This window comes from Haloactinomyces albus (assembly GCF_031458135.1).
Classification (GTDB): domain Bacteria; phylum Actinomycetota; class Actinomycetes; order Mycobacteriales; family Pseudonocardiaceae; genus Haloactinomyces; species Haloactinomyces albus.
Genome location: NZ_JAVDXW010000001.1, coordinates 797,804 through 814,745, shown reverse-complemented (window position 1 = coordinate 814,745; position 16,942 = coordinate 797,804). Strand labels below are relative to the sequence as shown.

Below are 16,942 nucleotides of genomic sequence, written 5' to 3'. Positions count from 1 at the left end.
GGCGACCCGGGCAGTGACTCTGTCCGCAGACCTTGTCGTCAAGGCCTCTGCCGTGGCATGCCCTGCCGTGGAGATTCCCGGAGCGAGGTGAACTCTCGCCGCGGAGTCATGCCGCGGGAGTGGTCTCCTCGGACCTGCCGGGCTGGAGCACGGACCGGGGTAGTAGCCGCTGACGCCAGCTCAGCGGTGCGCTTCGCCGGAGACTGTCCCGCACTCGCCGGAGCACGTCCGCAAGCGCGGGATCGGCGGAGTGGTCCGTGGGCATCCCCGCGGGTGCGTACCAGTCCCGTTCCACGACCGTGACGAGAGCACGCATGGCGTCGGCCCCGTCCTCATCGAGACCGTGCCGTTCGATCAGAGCGTGCGCGACCCCGCGCGCCGTATCGGTGGCCGCAGCTCGACTGCCGCGATCCCGGAACTCGTCGAGCACTTCACGCCAGGCCGTGGTCGGCGCACCCTGCGCTCCTGCGGCGACCGTGGCCACGCGACGGCGCCGTCGAACCGAGCGCGTCGCGGCAGGAGCCGCCAGCACGGCCACGGCCAGGGCACAAACACCCACGATGACCCACACATTGTCGTCGGCATCGGAGAGAGGCGGATCCGGTAGTGCTGCGGCGGGGTTCTCGCCGGTGTCACCGTCCTCCGCTCGGCTCGGACCGGTGGAGGAGGAAGTGCGGCCGGATTCCTCCGACGCTTGTCCTCCCTCGGGATTCAGCTCGTCCTGCAGGTAGGAGGGCAGGGAGGTGCGGCCGTCGTCCAGCGGTGTCGGATCGAACGTGGCCCACCCGACCCCGGGAAAGTACGCCTCGACCCACGCATGCGCGTCTTCTGTGGTGATGACGCGGCTGTCGCCCTCCTGGTGCCCCGAGGTGAATCCGACGGCCACCCGGGAGGGAATGCCGACGGCACGCAGCAACACCGCCATGGAGGAGGCGAACTGCTCGCAATAGCCACGTTTGCCTCGGAGCAGGAAGTCGGCCAGTGCGCTGCTCGAGGACGCCGGGGCGGTTTGCTCGTCGTAGGTGAATCCGTTGTCGGGATCGGTGAAGTACCGGTTCAGCGCGACCGCCTTGTCGAACGCGGTGTCGGCTTCCGCGGTGATCCGTTCGGCCAGGTCGATGATGCGCGGTCCGACACCGCGGAGGTTGAGGTAGGCCGGGTCCACCCGGAGCGGCCCGGAGGCGCGGCGCAGCTCCGCAGGGCTGTGGTCGGGCAGGAACGCCGTTTCGACATAGGGCCGGGCCTCGTGCGGGGCCTGGGTGAACAGCACCCCCGCTGCCGGATCGTAGCGCCAGTTCGGTCCCATTCCGGCGACCTTCAGCGGGATGCCGAAAACCGGCAGCCAAGCGTCCCGATAGCCGATCGGATCGATCTCGATTCGTACCGGGGGACCCGACATGGAATCCGCACTGGGAGGCAACGGCAGTGACCCCCGAGCCGGAACACCCCGGGTGAGCCCGGCGAGTTTCCAGCCACTTGCCGGATCGAATTTCCGCAGCGTCATGGCCCGCAGATACGCGTCCTCGGGGAGTCCTCGAACTCGGAACAACTCGACGACGCTGTCCCGGTTGAGCTGACCCCGCAGAGACGTGAAGGGTCGGATCCCGATACCGCCGGCCGCCTTGCTGTCGACGGTGGGCGAGGAACCGGGCAGCCGCCCTTCGGTCCCCACGCCGGTAAAGGCCGAGCCCACCAGCAGTGCCACCACGGCCGCCGAAGCGGCGAGGGTGAGCGCTTGCCGTCCGAAGCCGAGGAACCCGCGCCCGTCCTGGTTGCCTGCTGCGGTGTGGTTCCGTGCTTTCTCGGCCGTCAGCAGCAGCGCGAAGCCGGCTGCGCCCGCCAGGAAGGTCCACCACGGCAGCATGTCGTCGGCCAGCGAGGCCGGGATCGCGAACACGCACAGCAGGAACAGGCCCGCCACAGCGGGCGCTCTCGCCGACACCGCGACCGCGTCGAGCAGGAGCACGACGAGACCGATGCCCAGACACACCAGGCACTGCAGCGCGGTGTCCGAGGGAACCGGCGGTACCGCGGTGCGGACCGTGCCCAATGCCTGTCCGAGAATCGTCCCCAGTTCGGTGAGCGTGCCCGGGCCGGGAAACACACCCAGGATCGCCCTGTCCGAGAACATGGTGCTCAGCAGCACCAGGAGAGTCACCACCTGGGCGAGGACCACCCACGGTGGCCGCCCTCGCAGGGCGCGAACGGCCATCCCGGACAGGGACACCGTGCCGACCGTCATGCTCAGCGGCAGGATCCAGCGTGTATCGGTGAAGACCCCGGAGAACGCGCTCGAAGTGAGCAGAACAGCCAGTGCCGCGGCCAGGGGCGGTATGACATTGCGGCCGGATTCGGTGGCGGCCGATCCGCGCGCGGTGGTCATGTCGTCACCGCCGTGTCCCGTGCCGAACTATCCTGCCCGCACAGGCGTTCCCATACTGTGGCCAGTGCGGAGTTCGGTCCGTCGACCGTGGCCACGGCCCACCCGGAGGCACGTAATCGGCTCGCGGTCTCGCCCGCGTCGAAGCCGCCGTCGGTGTCGGCATCGTTCCAGCCGCGTACGTTGAGCAGCACAGCCAGACTCTGTGCACCGTGCGGACGGAGTTTCGTCAACTCCGTGATCCCCGCTGTCGTCGTCGCTCCCAGGACCGCGATCAACTCCCGGCCGGCGCCGGGGTCGGCACCGCACATCAGATCCCGCTGTGGGGAGGGCTGCAATGCTGCCAGCGCATCGAGCACGACGGTGCCGTCATCGCCGCCGTGCCGACCGGACCCGTTCGCCAAGGGGCGGCCGTCCGCAGTGACCAGCCGTACTCGTTGGCCGCGTGCGTGCAGGTGCAGGCAGATACTGGCGGCAGCGGAGACCGCCCATTCGAGACTCGATTGCGCCCCGGTTCCCCGGTGTGCTGCCGCGCGATTGTCGAGCAGGACGGTGACACCGCCGTGCCGCGGATTCTCCTCGAGGCGGACCATCAACTCGTCCCGGTGCGCGGTCGCCTTCCAGTGCACTCGCCGCATGTCGTCGCCGTGGCGGTATTCGCGCACCATCGTGTCGTCCTCGCTGTGGCCTGCCCGCAGGCTTCTCGTCCCGTCTTCACCCACGCCGATACCGGAGCCGGTGGGCGTGCCGGCCAGCGGTACCACCCGGGGCACCGCTATCAGGCGACTGTGCTCGCCGAGTTCACGTTCGAACTCGGCCAGCCCGAAGGGATCGCGCACCCGGCTGCGCAGGGGACCGATCCGGTGGATGCCGCGCAGTGCGGGACGCACCCGGTACTCCACGATCGTGCCCCGGTCCCGGGGTGGTCGTTCGAGCAGGAAACGTGGTCGCCCTCCCAGTGCGTAGGGCACCCCGTCCTCCAGATGCAGCCCGCCCGCCGAGACTCGGCCCCGGCCGTTGAGGTGCAGGCGCACCGTGGTCTCCGAGTCCACCGCGATCCGGTTCGCCACGAGTTCCCGCCGGGCGCTCAGGCCGAGCCGAACTCGTCCGGACAGCCACACCGCCAGCAACGGCAGTGCCGTGACGAAGGCAGCGACCCGCAACAGGTCCCGTTCATCGAGGACGAGCGCGCACAGCGCGGCAGCCAGGCCTGCCGCCAGCAAGCATCGTCCACGGATGGTGAGGCCGCGCAGCACGGTTACCGTCGTCCGTCCTCGATGCCGTCACCCCGCGGCACCGGCACCTTGTGCAGCAGCCGCCGAACGAGGTCGGCCGGGGTGTGCCTGGTGGCGTGCGCCTCGCCGGTCAACACCAGCCGGTGGGCGAGAACCGGGACGGCCACGGCCTGCACATCGTCGGGAATCACGAACTCGCGGCCGGAAAGCGCGGCCTGGGCGCGAGCGGCGCGCATGAGTTGCAAGGTCGACCGGGGGGAGGCACCCAGCCGCAGTTCCGCCAGACTCCGGGTGGCGGTGACCAGTTCGACGGCGTATTGGCGGACTTCGCTCGTGGCGTGCACTCCGCGTACGGCTCGCAGCAGCGTATCGATCTCGGCGCCGTCGGCGACCGGATGCAGGTCTTGCAGCGGTTCGTTGCCGGAGTGCTCGTCGAGCATGGCCAGCTCCGCCTGCTGATCGGGATAGCCGATCGAGACCCGTGCGGTGAACCGGTCCCGCTGCGCCTCGGGAAGTGCGTAGGTGCCCTCCATCTCGACCGGATTCTGTGTCGCGATCACCATGAACGGGCTTTCCAGGGAGTACGTGTGGCCGTCGACGGTAACCTGGTTCTCCTCCATGCATTCCAGCAGCGCCGACTGGGTTTTGGGGGAAGCCCGGTTGATCTCGTCGCCGACCACGATGTTGGCGAATACCGGTCCCGCGCGGAATTCGAAGCTTTCGGCCTGGCGGTTGTAGACGGACACGCCGGTGATGTCGCTGGGCAGCAGGTCCGGGGTGAACTGGATGCGGCTGGCGGTGCAATCGATGGAGCGTGCCAATGCTTTGGCCAGCGAGGTCTTACCCACCCCCGGCACATCCTCGAGCAGCAGATGTCCCTCGGCCAGCAGGGTCATGAGCGCGATGCGCACCACATCGGACTTGCCCACCAGGACCTGCTCCATGTTCGCCGCGATGCGTTGCAGGGTGGAGTGCAGGTGACCGATCGAGACCCCTCCGGGCAATGTCGAGTCCCGGTTCTCGCTCGATTGCCGATCCGAATCGCTGCCGAGAAACGTGGTACCGGATGTGGGCATCATGGGAGTCACGCAACCTCCAGGTGCTGTCTCGGGTGCCCCGTGGTGAGGCGGTTACCCGCGCCTGACGCTACTGCGGCGCAGGATTGTTCCCCGCCGGTCTTTCCCGCCGAGTTGTGCCACCCGGCCACGACATGCGATCGACACATCAGCGTGCCATGCAGTGTCTCAAACCATGGCTGCCTGGCGAAGCGGGAGTCCGGCAACCGGTGCTCACCCGGCACGCAGGCTCTCTCGGATGGCTGCCGCGGTGTCACCGGCCCCTCTTTCGAGTGCTGTTGTGAGACTCGGGTGGATCTTCCGGTATTCGCGCAGCCTGTGGCCGTGCCCAGGGGCGAGGTGCTCGCGCGAGCACTGTGGAGCTCGCCTCCCCCACCGCGCCCCACCATCCTGAAAAGCTCTGTCACCAGGAAAAACGAGGTCGGTGTTCATGGCCGTTCCAGGGTGTTTCGTGTTGACGGTGGGGCGAAGTGGGGTACTGTGGCACGCGGTGGGGCGGATGGGGTCCTGCCGACGGCTGATCGCCGAGGGCTGACCAACCGCAGCGAGACGGGGCGGGTAAGCAGCACACGGGCCAGGGAGGGGGATCCGGGATGTTTCTCGGTACCCACAGTCCCAAGCTCGATGACAAGGGGCGATTGACGCTGCCGGCGAAGTTCCGGGAAGCACTGGCAGGGGGGTTGATGATCACCAAGGGGCAGGATCACTGCTTGTACGTCTTCCCTCGCGCCGAGTTCGAACAGATGGCCCGTAAGGTCGCCGAAGCCCCGTTCACCAACGAATCCGTCCGTGCCTACCAGCGCTACCTGTTCGCCGGGACCGACGAGCAGGAACCGGACGGCCAAGGGCGAATTTCGATCGCACCGGAGCTGCGGCGCTATGCCGGGCTGGCCAAGGATTGCGTGGTCATCGGTGCGATCACCCGGCTGGAGATTTGGAACGCCGAGCGGTGGCAGACCTACCTCGACGAACACGAGGAGGGCTACGCGCAGGCGCAGGAGGAGGTGCTGCCCGGCGTCTTCTAGCGGTGGGGTTTTCGGCAACAACGGGGGTGAGGCTCGGCGTGGGTGTCGTGAGGCCTCGGTCCGCCCGGTGTGCGTCGTCCTGGTGCAACTTCCCCGGCACCAGGACGCCACGGGCGGGCGGGGACCTGGCGGTATCCGCACGGAGCCGTTCGGTACCGGCTCGGCGCACGTGTGTGGCCTGTCCAGTGAGGACGGTTCCGTGGCTGCGGGCACGGTGCTCAATGACGCGAGGCACGCGGGAGGGAGGGTCCGCTGTGGCTGCTGGTGAGAAACAGGACAGTGCGCAGTACGGCAGGGCTTCCGAACCCGTGCCGGTTTCCGGTGAGTCGGCGCGGGATCGGCATGTTCCGGTCCTGCTGGAACGCACGCTCGAACTGTTGGCACCGGCGTTGGCCGTATCGCCGGTGGGGCGATCCGCTGTTGTCGTGGACGCGACTCTGGGCATGGGCGGGCATGCCGAGGCACTCCTGGAAGCGCACCCCGAACTGACACTCATCGGTCTGGACCGCGATCGGGAAGCGCTGCGGTTGGCGGGTGAGCGGCTGGCGCCCTACTCCACACGCACGCATCTGGTGCACGCCGTCTACGACGAACTGGACGAGGTCCTCGCGAGTCTTGGGGTCTCCGAAGTGGATGGTGTGTTGTTCGACCTCGGTGTCTCGTCTCTGCAGCTCGACCAGGCCGGACGCGGATTCGCCTACGCTCAGGACGCTGCACTGGATATGCGGATGGACTCCGAATCGGAGCGTACGGCCGCGGATGTACTCAACAGTTACCCGGCGCGAGATCTGGCCCGGGTCCTGCGGAAGTACGGGGATGAGAAGTTCGCCTCGAAGATCGCCAACGCGGTCGTGCGGGAGCGCGAGCGTGCGCCGTTCACCACCAGTGCACGCCTGGTGCAGTTGCTCTACGACACGGTTCCGGCGGCCAGCAGGCGAACGGGCGGCCATCCGGCCAAGCGCACGTTTCAGGCGCTGCGCATCGAGGTCAACGGCGAGCTGGATGCGCTCTCGCACGCGCTGCCCGCAGCGCTGGACTCCCTGGCCGTCGGCGGGCGTGCCGTGATCCTGTCCTACCACTCGCTGGAGGACCGCATGGTCAAGCGTGCACTGGCCGAACGGGCGAAATCGCGCACTCCGCCCGACCTGCCGGTGGAGTTGCCGGGCCACGGGCCGCAACTGCGGCTGCTCACGCGTGGGGCCGAGCTCGCGGGAGAAGGGGAGACGGAGACCAATCCCAGGGCCGCGCCTGCGCGACTCCGGGCCGCGGAGCGGATCGAGGAGGGTGCATGACAGCACCGGCACGCACGAGAACATCCGCGGCGCGCAAGGAGTCGAGCGAGCGAGCACAGGCTCCGGAACGGACCCGTGCGCGTGCCGATCCCCGCGAGCAGCGGGCTCGTCGGACGCGGCAGCCCGGCAAGTCCGGCAGGTCGGGCAACCAGCGGCAGCCCTCCGGTCGGCGACAATCCTCCGGACGAGGGCAGTCATCACGTCAGCAGGAAGCCAAGACGAAGGCCGAGACACGGGCCAAGGCGAAGACCGGGACGAAGACCGAGGCGCGGACCAAGGCGCCATCCCGGCCGCGGCAGTCGTCGCAGCCATCGCGGGCGAGCAAGGCCAAACAGCTGCAGACGAAGGTCGTATCCGCGCGGGCGCCGTTCGTGGTGGCGGTGATGACGGTGCTCGCCGCGGGGATCGTGGGCACGCTGTGGTTGTCCATCTCCGCGGTCAGCAACTCGTACGAGCTGCGGAAGGCCGAGGATCGGGTCAATGCGCTGAGCGAACGCAAGGAAACGTTGCAGGCCCAGGTCAGCAGAATGAGTTCGATACCGGCAGTGCAGCGGCGTGCGCGCGAGCTCGGTCTGGTACCCGGCCCCGAGCCGGCCTACCTGCGGGTGCATCCCGATGGTTCGGTGACCCTGATCGGTGAACCGGAACCCGCGAAGGCCGCCGCTCCCGATTCGGCACCGCAGCAGCCCTCCCAGCAGACCTCATCGGCTCCGGAGGAGAGTCGCCCCTGATGGCCCGGCGCAGGAACACTCGGGTTGTCCGGGGGAATCGAACGGCTCGTACGGACGTCGCGGGCAGCCTCCGGCGCCTGCGGGTGGGGCGACTGCTGCTGGTGGCCGCGCTGGTGGTGGCCGGGGCCAAACTGGTCATCGTACAGGGTTTCGAGGCCAGCGCTCTGTCCGAACGGGCGAGAGAACAGCTCGCCACTCCGGAGGTGATCCCGGCCGAACGTGGGTCCATCGTGGACAGCAATGGTCGCGTCCTCGCTTTCAGTACCGAGGCTCGCCAGCTCTACGCCAGCCTGGTGACGCTGGAGGAAAAAGTGAGCCGGGCACATGCGAAAAACCCGGACAAGCCCACGGTCGAGGAGTACAAGCGGGATGCCGCCGCCTACATCGGCCGCGTGACCCACGGCAAGGTCTCCGAACAGCAGGTACTCGACGCGCTGTTCTCGGACAACGGCTTCCTGTATTTCGGTCCGCTGATCGATCCCGGAACGGCGCACAGGATCACCGAGGAATACACGCATATCGGCGCCGAGTATCGCGCCGTGCGGCAGTATCCGGCGGGCAGCGTGGCCGCGAACATCCTCGGGGCGGCGACGTGGCGCAAGGAGGAGCGCAAGATCCGTGGTCTGCTCGGCCTGGAGAACACACTCGACCCCGTCCTCGCGGGGGAGGACGGGACGAAGATCTCCAGCACCGCGCAGGGCAGCAGCAGTCTCGTGATCCCGGGCAGCAAGAAGATCCTCAAGCCCGTGCAGCCGGGCTCCGATGTACGCCTGACGATCGACTCCGATCTGCAGTACGTGCTGCAGCAGAAGCTGGCCGACTACGTCGCCGAGATGGGGGCCGAAGGCGGCAGTGCCGTCGTGCTCGACGCGCAGACCGGTCAGGTTCGTGCGCTGGCCAACGACAAGACCTTCGATCCGGGCGACCAGGACACCTGGACCGACGAGAAACTCGGGAATCCGGCCGTGACCACTCCGTTCGAGCCGGGGTCGGTGAACAAGGTGATCACGGCCGCCGGAGCCATCGAGCACGGCATCGTCGAGCCCGATACCGTACTGCAGGTTCCCGGGCAGATCGCCATGGGCGGCAGCACCATCGATGATGCCTGGTCGCACGGGACGATCCCGCTGACCTTCACCGGTGTCCTGGCCAAATCGTCCAACGTGGGCACTCTGATGACCGCGCAGAAACTGGGCAAGGACCGCTTCAGCGCGTTGATGGAACGCTTCGGCCTCGGCCGGAAAACCGGGATAGCGCTGCCGGGGGAAAGCTCCGGACGCGTCCCGCCGCGCAAACAGTGGTCGGGCACGACATTTGCCAACCTGCCCATCGGACAGGGTCTGTCGATGACGGTGTTGCAGATGGCCGGGATGTATCAGGCCATCGCCAATGACGGCGTGCGGATCCCCCCGCGCATCATCGCCGGAAAGGTCAAGCCGGACGGGACCCGAGTGCCGCACCCCAGGCCCGAGGGAGTGCGAGTGGTCAGTGAACAAACCGCCGACACCGTCAAGGACATGCTGCGGGCGACGGTGCAGGACGTGCCGGGCCAGGAGGGAACCGCGCCGGAGGCCGATCTGAAGGGGTACCGGATCGCGGGTAAGACGGGGACGGCACAGCAGGTCGATCCGTCCTGCGGGTGCTACAGCAATTCGAAGTACTGGACCACTTTCGCCGGAATCGTGCCGGCGGACGATCCTCGCTATGTCGTGGGCATCATGCTGGACAATCCGACGAAGACGCGCTCGGCGGCGCCGCTGTTCCACGACATCGCCTCCTACCTGACCCAGCGCTACGGCATTCCGTTGTCGAAGAAACCCGCCCCCGAGGTGACACTGCGTGTTCGGTGACCACGGCCTGCGGCCGTGGCGGCGAGCAGAGCAACCGGTGTGCGGCGAAACCGCGTGGTTGCCGTGCACCGTGTGGAATCCGCTTGGCGCCGGGGATGGGCGGGTGTCGGCGAGTGCGTCTGAAACGGGCGACCATGAAGAGAACCCGATAGGCGGTACCGGTAACCTTCGCGTCGTGCCTTCCGCGGTTGCGACAGTCCCGCCTCGCCCTGCTCACGTCGAGCCGGTGGACGCCGAACAGCTTGCCGAATCCCTCGGCGCCCGACTCGTTCGTGCCGCTGCTCACGGGCCGACAGCGGTGTCCGGGGCGACCCTGCGCGCGCAGCATGTCCGTGCCGGTGACCTGTTCGCCGCGCTGCCCGGCGCACGAGCACACGGTGCCGACTTCGCCGGAGAGGCGCTGGATGCGGGCGCCGGCGCCGTGCTCACCGACGAGACGGGCGCCGAACGTGCGGCCCTGACAGGTCATCCGCGGGTACAGGACGGTTCGGTGCCGCTGCTGGTGCACGAGGCTCCCCGGGGGGCACTCGGTGTGGCCGCCGCCCACATTTACGGCAAACCCTCGCAACGGTTGTCGATCCTGGGCATCACCGGCACTTCGGGCAAAACCACCACCACCTACCTGCTGGAGTCCGCCCTGCGCGCGGCAGGGTTCACCACCGGGTTGGTCGGCACGGTGGAAACCCGCATCGCCGGACAACGGCTGGACAGCGCTTTCACCACACCGGAAGCTCCCGATCTACAGGCATTGCTGGCGGTCATGGTCGAGCACGGTGTGACCCACGTTCCGATGGAAGTCTCCAGCCATGCGCTGGCGCTGGGCCGGGTTTCCGGCACCCGGTTCGCGGTGGGAGCCTTCACCAACCTGTCCCAGGATCACCTCGACTTCCACCGCGATCTCGACGACTACTTCGCGGCGAAGGCGATGCTGTTCGACGGCCGCTCCGAACACGAGGTCGTGTGCACCGACACCGAGTGGGGTAACCGCTTGGTCGGCCCCACGACAGTCACCGTGTCCACAGTGGGCGAAGCCGTGTGGACGGCCTCGGACATCGTTGCCACCCCCACGGGTGAGCAGCGATTCCGCGCCTCGGGCCCGGATGATGTGCGGCTCGACATCCGACTGCGCTTGCCCGGCCCCTTCAACGTCGCCAATGGGCTGCTCGCCGCCGCGGTTCTGCACGCGGCGGGTGTCCCCGCTGCGGCGATCGAACGGGGCCTGGCGGAAGTCGACGTGCCGGGACGCATGGAGCGTGTCGCACTCGGGCAGGACTTCGCCGCTGTGGTGGACTATTCCCACAAGCCCGGCGCGGTCTCCGCGGTGCTCGACGCAGCTCGAGCCCAGGTGACCGGGAAGGTGATCGTGGTCCTCGGGTGCGGAGGCGACCGGGATGCCGCCAAACGTCCCGTGATGGGTGAGGCGGCGGCACGCCGATCCGATCTGCTGATCGTCACCGACGACAACCCCCGCAGTGAGAATCCGGGCACGATCCGGGAAGCCATGCTCACCGGAGCCCGGAACGTGCCCGGCGGGCAGCGTGGTGAACTGATCGAGATCGGCGATCGGCGTGCGGCCATCGCCGAGGCGGTCCGTCGTGCCGAGGACGGCGACGTGGTGGTCGTGGCGGGCAAGGGACACGAGACCGGGCAGGAAGTGGCAGGAGTCGTGCACTCCTTTTCCGACCGCGACGAACTCGCGGTCGCGTTGCGCACACGACTCGAAGGCTCGCAGGGGGCGGGCATCGGACTGGGGCACAACGCCCCGACCGGCGGTCGGGGATGCGACGAGGAGGAAAGGTGATCCGGCTCAGCCTCGACGAGATCTCGGCGGCGGTTGGCGGCAGGCTCCACCGTGCGGACGGTTCCGAGACCGTCTCGGGGACCGTGGAGTTCGATTCGCGGAAGCTGCGTTCCGGCGACCTGTTCGTGGCCGTTCCCGGCGAGCGGGTGGACGGGCACGACTTCGCCGGTCGGGCGGTCGCCGACGGTGCGGTGGGCGTACTCGCCGCGCGGGAGGTCGACGCCCCCGCGGTGATCGTCCCTCCGGTGGAGGACGAGGACCGCTCCGGCGTGATGGCGCTGGCCGCCGATACCGACGGCTCCGGCGCGGCGGTGTTGGCGGCCCTGGCCCGACTCTCCCGGTACGTGGTGGATCGGCTGTTGCGGCTCACCGTGGTCGGGGTGACCGGTTCGTCCGGCAAGACCTCGACCAAGGACCTGATCGCCCAGATGCTCGAACCGCTCGGGCCGACGGTGGCACCGCCGGGATCGTTCAACAACGAACTCGGTCACCCGTGGACCGCTCTGCGTGCCGACGAGGACACGCGTCACCTGGTGCTGGAGTTGTCCGCGCGCGGGGTCGGACACATCGCCGCACTGTGCGCGGCGGCACCGCCCCGCATCGGAGCGGTGCTCAACGTCGGCAGCGCCCATCTCGGCGAGTTCGGCTCGCAGGAAGCGGTGGCCCGGGCCAAGGGTGAACTCGTCGAGGCACTGCCCGGAGCGGAAGAAGGCGGGCTGGCGGTCCTCAATGCCGACGACCCGTTGGTCGCCGCGATGGCTGAGCGGACGAGGGCCCGTGTCGTGCTGGTCGGGCAGAGTCCGCAGGCACACGTCCGTGCCGAGGGCATCGAACTCGATGAGCAGGCCCGGCCGAGCTTCACGCTGGTCACCGCCGCGGGCAGCGTCGCAGGAGAAAACCGGGCCGCGGTGACCTTGCCACTGCACGGGGAGCACCACATCGGCAATGCGCTCACCGCCGCCGCGATCGCGCTCGAATCGGGGGCCTCGTTCGAGGAGGTCGCCGAACGCCTCGGCGGCGTGCATCGGGTTTCGGCACGGCGCATGGAGGTCACCGAGACCGCCGACGGGGTCACGGTGGTCAACGACTCCTACAACGCCAACCCCGAGTCGGTCCGCGCGGCACTGAAGACGTTGGCATCGATGACCCGCGACAAGCCCGGTCGAGCGTGGGCGGTGCTCGGGGTGATGGGCGAGCTGGGCGATTCCGGTGCGGACGCGCACGACGAGATCGGACGGTTGGCCGTCCGGTTGAACATCGACCACCTGGTGGTCGTCGGCGAGGAGGCTCGCCCGATGCACCGAGGTGCTTGGCTGGAAGGATCGTGGGGAGAGGAGTCGGTTCTGGTGCCCGACGTCGAGGCCGCTGTCGCGTTGCTGCGCGACGAGCTGCGCCCCGGTGATGTCGTGCTGACCAAGGCGTCGAAGGTGGCAGCGCTGTGGCGCGTCGCCGAGGCTCTGCTGAGCCCGTCGGGGGCTGCCGGTCAGGATGGTGGTCCTGCGTGAAGAGCATTCTGGTCGCCGCTGCGGTGGCGCTGGTGGTCTCCATCCTGTTCACGCCGTATCTGATCCGGATCTTTTCCAAGCAGGGCTTCGGCCAGGAAATTCGGGAAGAGGTACAGAAGTCGCACTCGGCCAAGCGCGGCACACCCACGATGGGCGGGATGGCGATCCTCGTCGCCATGTGGGCCGGCTACCTGGTCACCCACCTCACGGTGTCCGACGGTTGGCCGACCGTGACCGGGTTGCTCGTGCTCGGCCTGACCACGGTGCTCGGCATCGTCGGGTTCCTCGACGACTTCATCAAGATCCGCAGACGGCGCAATCTCGGGCTGAACAAGACGGCGAAGCTGGTCGGCCAACTGCTCGCCTCGGTGATCTTCGCGATCCTGGCGCTGCGGTTCCCCGACCAAAACGGCATCACTCCGGCCTCCGAACAACTGTCGTTCATCCGCGACATCACCGTGGTCTCGTTCGGCACGATCGGGTTCATCATCTTCGCCTACATCGCGATCAGCGGCTGGTCGAACGCGGTGAACTTCACCGACGGCATGGACGGTCTCGCGGGCGGTACGGCCGCCATGGTCCTGGCCAGCTACGTGCTGATCTCGTTCTGGCAGTTCCGCTACTCCTGTGGTCTGGAGCAGAACATCGGCCCCGCCTGTTACCAGGTGCGTGACCCACTCGATGTGGCGGTGGTCGCCGCATCGGCGATGGCGGCGTGCGTGGGCTTTTTGTGGTGGAACGCGGCTCCCGCGAAGATTTTCATGGGCGACACCGGTTCCCTGGCCATCGGAGGGTTGCTCGCGGGCCTGTCGATGACCACCCGCACCGAGTTGCTGATGATCGTCGTGGGCGGTCTGTTCGTGGTCGAGGCGTTGTCGGTGGTGCTGCAGATCGCGGTGTTCCGCACCTCGCGGCGTCGGCTGTTCCGGATGGCACCGTTTCACCACCACTTCGAGCTCGCCGGATGGGCGGAGACCACGGTGATCATCCGGTTCTGGATCCTGGCCGGGATCAGCTGCCTGTTCGGAATCGGCCTGTTCTATGCCGACTGGTTGTCGCTGGCGGGCGGCAACGGTCTGTAGGCACTCGGAGGAGACATGCGTCGACGGGTTCTGGTGGCCGGAGCCGGTGTGTCCGGCCGTTCGGCGGCCGAGGCATTGCTTGCCGAGGGTGCTGTGGTCACGGTCACCGATGCCTCCGCGGATCGGCTGGCCACCCTGGAGCCGTTGCGGTCGCGGGGAGCCGAGCTGGTCGCCGGACTGACGGAGCCACCGCACGGGACGGACCTGGTGGTGACGAGCCCGGGCTGGCGCCCCGATGCACCGCTGCTGGCTGCGGCCGCGCAGGACGGTATCGAGGTGATCGGTGAGATCGAACTGGCCTGGCGTTTCGACCGGGACAGCCCCGAACCGGCCACCTGGCTCGCGGTGACCGGCACCAACGGCAAAACGACCACGGTCGGGATGCTCGAGTCGATCCTACGATCGGCAGGCTTGGACGCGGTGGCATGCGGCAATGTCGGCCTGCCCGCCATCGATGCCGTGCGGGCCGGGCACCGGGTGCTGGCGGTCGAGCTGTCGAGTTTTCAACTGCACTGGTCGAACACGCTGGCCCCCCATGCCGCCGTGGTGCTCAATCTCGCCGACGACCATCTCGACTGGCACGGATCGCTGGCCGCCTACGGTGCGGCCAAAGGCAGGATCTACGACCGCGCTGCCGTGGTCGTGTTCAACGCCGACGACGCCTGGTCGACACATCTCGCCAACGCCCGAGGGGACCACCGGATCGCCTGCACCACCGCGCCACCGGAATCCGGGCAGATCGGCATCGCCGACGGCCGCTTGTTGGACCGCACCGACTGCTCCGACGGCACCGATGACGGGGCCGTGCTGGCTTCGCTCGCCGATGTGCACCCGCCGGGCCCGCACAATGTGACCAACGCGCTCGCCGCCACGGCACTCGCCCGTGCGCTGGGTGTGCGGGCCGAAGCCGTGGCCCGTGGGTTGCACGCCTTCGAACCCGGTGCACACCGCTCCGTGGTGGTGGCCGAGTCGGCAGGAGTCGTCTATGTCGATGACTCCAAGGCGACCAATCCGCACGCGGCCGCGGCGGCGCTGGGAGCTCATCCGCGCGTGGTGTGGATCGCAGGTGGGCTACTCAAGGGAGCCGATGTCGACGCTCTCGTGTCCGCCCAGGTCGACCGGCTGGACGCGGCGGTACTGATCGGGCAGGACCGGGACCGGTTCGCGGCGGCGCTGGCCCGGCACGCGCCGGAGGTGCCCGTGCGTGAGGTCGATCCGGGGGAGGCCGGGGCAACAGGAGAAGCGGCCATGGTGAGTGCTGTTGGTCTCGCAGCCGAATTCGCACGGCCGGGTACGGCCGTTGTGCTCGCGCCTGCCGCCGCGTCGATGGACATGTTCACCGACTACGCGCACCGGGGCCGAGCATTCGCCGATGCGGTCCGCACCGTGGTCGTCCGTGACCAGGTTGCCGAGGCCGCGGGCGGGCAGGGTGGGTGATGGCGGTGGCCACCGGAACCGGCACCGAAACCGCGAGCAGGAGCACACGGACGAACAGGCCTGTGGGCCTGCGGAACCTGGGCACGGCGCTGACCGCATGGTTGACCCGGCCGTTGGCCTCCTTCCATCTGCTGCTGGCCGTGTTCGGGCTGCTGACGGTGTTCGGCCTGGTGATGGTGCTGTCGGCATCGAGTGTCGACTCGTTCAACCAAGCGGGCTCGTCCTACAGCGTGTTCGTGCACCAGCTCATGTACTGCGCGATCGGCGCCACCGTGTTCTACGCGGCCCTGCGGACGCCGGTGTGGCTGCTGCGTCGGTTCAGCCACGTGCTGCTGGCGCTGTGCCTGCTGCTGCTGGCGCTCGTGCTGACCCCGCTGGGGTTCTACGCCAACGGTGCGCAGAGCTGGTTCGTGGTGGCGGGCGTGTCGTTCCAGCCGGTGGAGCCCGCAAAGGTGGCTCTGGCGCTGTGGGGCGCGCACGTGCTGGTGACCAAGCGGGCGCTGCTGGGCCAGTACCGCCACCTGCTGGTGCCGGTGCTTCCGGCGGCGTTGCTGATGTTCACCCTGGTGATGCTGCAGCCGGATCTGGGCTCGACGGCGATACTGGGCATCGTGCTGCTGGCGCTGCTGTGGTTCGCCGGGGCGCCGCTGCGGCTGTTCGCGGTCATGGCGCTGGGGGCGGTGACCGGAGGTGTGCTCCTGGCGGTCGCCGCCGGTTACCGCATGGCCCGGCTGGTGTCCTTCCTCAACCCGGGGGCCGACCCGCTCGGCAACGGCTACCACGCCCTGCAGGCCCTGTACGCCCTGGCCGACGGGGGATTGTTCGGCAAGGGCCTCGGCCAGGGCTGGTCGAAGTGGGAGTACCTGCCCAACGCGCACAACGACTTCATCTTCGCCGTGATCGGGGAGGAACTGGGATTCATCGGCTGCGCGATGGTGCTGATGCTGTACGGCACCACGGCGTATGTGGGGATGCGCATCGCCGCCCGTAACACCGATCCGTGGATCCGGCTGGTGGCCGCCACGTTGACGACCTGGTTGGTCGCCCAGGCTGCGATCAACATCGGCTACGTCGTGGGACTGTTGCCGGTGACCGGCCTACCACTGCCGTTGATCTCCTCGGGAGGCAGTTCGGTGGTGACCACGATGGTGGTGTTCGGGCTGCTGGCGAATTTCGCCCGTCACGAACCGGAGGCGATCGCCGCGCTGCGCTCGCTCGGGCCCGGACGGATCGGCAGGTTGCTGCGGCTGCCCACACCCGCCCCGTACCGCCCACCGGTCAGGAAACGTCCGGCGAAAACCTCGGGGCCCACCACACGCCCGGGCAGTGGCCCGTCCCGAAGCAAGAGCCCCCGCTCGGGGCCGGCCCAGAACAACGCGGCACAAGCCGGCCGCCAGAGCAGCCGCCGCAGCGGTGATACCCGTGGTGCACGCGGAACTTCCCGGAAGCAGCCATCCCGGAGACAGGCGTTTCGGACACAATGACGAGGAGGACATAGTTGAGCGGGCAACAACCGCCCCCGGGCACC

The 16,942-nt window shown here is 68.4% G+C and carries 12 protein-coding genes; 9 read left to right on the top strand and 3 right to left on the bottom strand.

Annotation, left to right across the window (positions count from 1 at the left end; genetic code table 11):
• Positions 1 to 106 precede the first annotated feature (106 nt).
• Genes JOF55_RS03760 through JOF55_RS03750 form a run of 3 tightly spaced genes read right to left on the bottom strand, consistent with a single transcriptional unit; the run spans position 107 to position 4,694 of the window.
• The gene (locus tag JOF55_RS03760; protein ID WP_310269614.1) at positions 107 to 2,383 is read right to left on the bottom strand and encodes a transglutaminase TgpA family protein; all 2,277 of its coding nucleotides are present in this window, start codon (positions 2,381 to 2,383) and stop codon (positions 107 to 109) included.
• Positions 2,380 to 3,636: a DUF58 domain-containing protein gene (locus JOF55_RS03755; RefSeq protein ID WP_374727217.1), complete on the bottom strand. Its 1,257-nt coding sequence runs from the start codon at positions 3,634 to 3,636 to the stop codon at positions 2,380 to 2,382. The genes JOF55_RS03760 and JOF55_RS03755 overlap by 4 nt, the downstream gene beginning before the upstream one ends.
• A 2-nt stretch (positions 3,637 to 3,638) precedes the next feature.
• A complete protein-coding gene (locus JOF55_RS03750; RefSeq protein WP_310278271.1) occupies positions 3,639 to 4,694 on the bottom strand; it encodes an AAA family ATPase in 1,056 nt (351 codons plus the stop codon).
• 590 nt (positions 4,695 to 5,284) lie between these two features.
• On the opposite strand from JOF55_RS03750, the gene mraZ reads away from it, so the two are divergent.
• The 9 genes from mraZ (at position 5,285) to ftsW (ending at position 16,898) form a co-directional block, all read left to right on the top strand.
• A complete protein-coding gene (mraZ, locus tag JOF55_RS03745; protein WP_310269610.1) occupies positions 5,285 to 5,716 on the top strand; it encodes a division/cell wall cluster transcriptional repressor MraZ in 432 nt (143 codons plus the stop codon).
• Between the two features lie 254 nt (positions 5,717 to 5,970).
• Positions 5,971 to 7,008 carry a 16S rRNA (cytosine(1402)-N(4))-methyltransferase RsmH gene (rsmH, locus tag JOF55_RS03740; protein WP_310269607.1) on the top strand — a complete coding sequence of 346 codons (1,038 nt, stop codon included), beginning with the start codon at positions 5,971 to 5,973 and terminating at the stop codon, positions 7,006 to 7,008.
• Positions 7,005 to 7,739 carry a cell division protein FtsL gene (gene ftsL, locus JOF55_RS03735; protein ID WP_310269604.1) on the top strand — a complete coding sequence of 245 codons (735 nt, stop codon included), beginning with the start codon at positions 7,005 to 7,007 and terminating at the stop codon, positions 7,737 to 7,739. The genes rsmH and ftsL overlap by 4 nt, the downstream gene beginning before the upstream one ends.
• Positions 7,739 to 9,589: a peptidoglycan D,D-transpeptidase FtsI family protein gene (locus JOF55_RS03730; RefSeq protein WP_310269600.1), complete on the top strand. Its 1,851-nt coding sequence runs from the start codon at positions 7,739 to 7,741 to the stop codon at positions 9,587 to 9,589. Before ftsL ends, JOF55_RS03730 begins: the two co-directional genes overlap by 1 nt.
• A gap of 175 nt (positions 9,590 to 9,764) precedes the next feature.
• Positions 9,765 to 11,390 (top strand): UDP-N-acetylmuramoyl-L-alanyl-D-glutamate--2,6-diaminopimelate ligase, encoded by a 1,626-nt coding sequence (locus tag JOF55_RS03725; RefSeq protein ID WP_310269597.1) that lies wholly within the window; start codon positions 9,765 to 9,767, stop codon positions 11,388 to 11,390.
• Entirely contained in the window at positions 11,387 to 12,895 is a 1,509-nt protein-coding gene (locus tag JOF55_RS03720) for a UDP-N-acetylmuramoyl-tripeptide--D-alanyl-D-alanine ligase (RefSeq protein ID WP_310269595.1), read from the top strand. Before JOF55_RS03725 ends, JOF55_RS03720 begins: the two co-directional genes overlap by 4 nt.
• On the top strand, positions 12,892 to 13,977 hold the full coding sequence (gene mraY / locus JOF55_RS03715; RefSeq protein WP_310269592.1) for a phospho-N-acetylmuramoyl-pentapeptide-transferase: 1,086 nt from the start codon (positions 12,892 to 12,894) through the stop codon (positions 13,975 to 13,977). Before JOF55_RS03720 ends, mraY begins: the two co-directional genes overlap by 4 nt.
• Before the next feature lie 15 nt (positions 13,978 to 13,992).
• Positions 13,993 to 15,414 (top strand): UDP-N-acetylmuramoyl-L-alanine--D-glutamate ligase, encoded by a 1,422-nt coding sequence (gene murD, locus JOF55_RS03710; protein ID WP_310269589.1) that lies wholly within the window; start codon positions 13,993 to 13,995, stop codon positions 15,412 to 15,414.
• Entirely contained in the window at positions 15,414 to 16,898 is a 1,485-nt protein-coding gene (gene ftsW / locus JOF55_RS03705) for a putative lipid II flippase FtsW (protein ID WP_374727216.1), read from the top strand. The genes murD and ftsW overlap by 1 nt, the downstream gene beginning before the upstream one ends.
• Positions 16,899 to 16,942 lie beyond the last annotated feature (44 nt).

What these genes read in the sequence shown, in the direction of transcription:
- ftsL (WP_310269604.1), top strand. Translation starts at nt 7,005, where the DNA reads ATGACAGCACCGGCACGCACGAGAACATCCGCGGCGCGCAAGGAGTCG.
- mraZ (WP_310269610.1), top strand. Translation starts at nt 5,285, where the DNA reads ATGTTTCTCGGTACCCACAGTCCCAAGCTCGATGACAAGGGGCGATTG.
- JOF55_RS03730 (WP_310269600.1), top strand. Translation starts at nt 7,739, where the DNA reads ATGGCCCGGCGCAGGAACACTCGGGTTGTCCGGGGGAATCGAACGGCT.
- JOF55_RS03760 (WP_310269614.1), bottom strand. Translation starts at nt 2,383, where the DNA reads ATGACCACCGCGCGCGGATCGGCCGCCACCGAATCCGGCCGCAATGTC.
- murD (WP_310269589.1), top strand. Translation starts at nt 13,993, where the DNA reads ATGCGTCGACGGGTTCTGGTGGCCGGAGCCGGTGTGTCCGGCCGTTCG.
- ftsW (WP_374727216.1), top strand. Translation starts at nt 15,414, where the DNA reads ATGGCGGTGGCCACCGGAACCGGCACCGAAACCGCGAGCAGGAGCACA.
- JOF55_RS03750 (WP_310278271.1), bottom strand. Translation starts at nt 4,694, where the DNA reads ATGATGCCCACATCCGGTACCACGTTTCTCGGCAGCGATTCGGATCGG.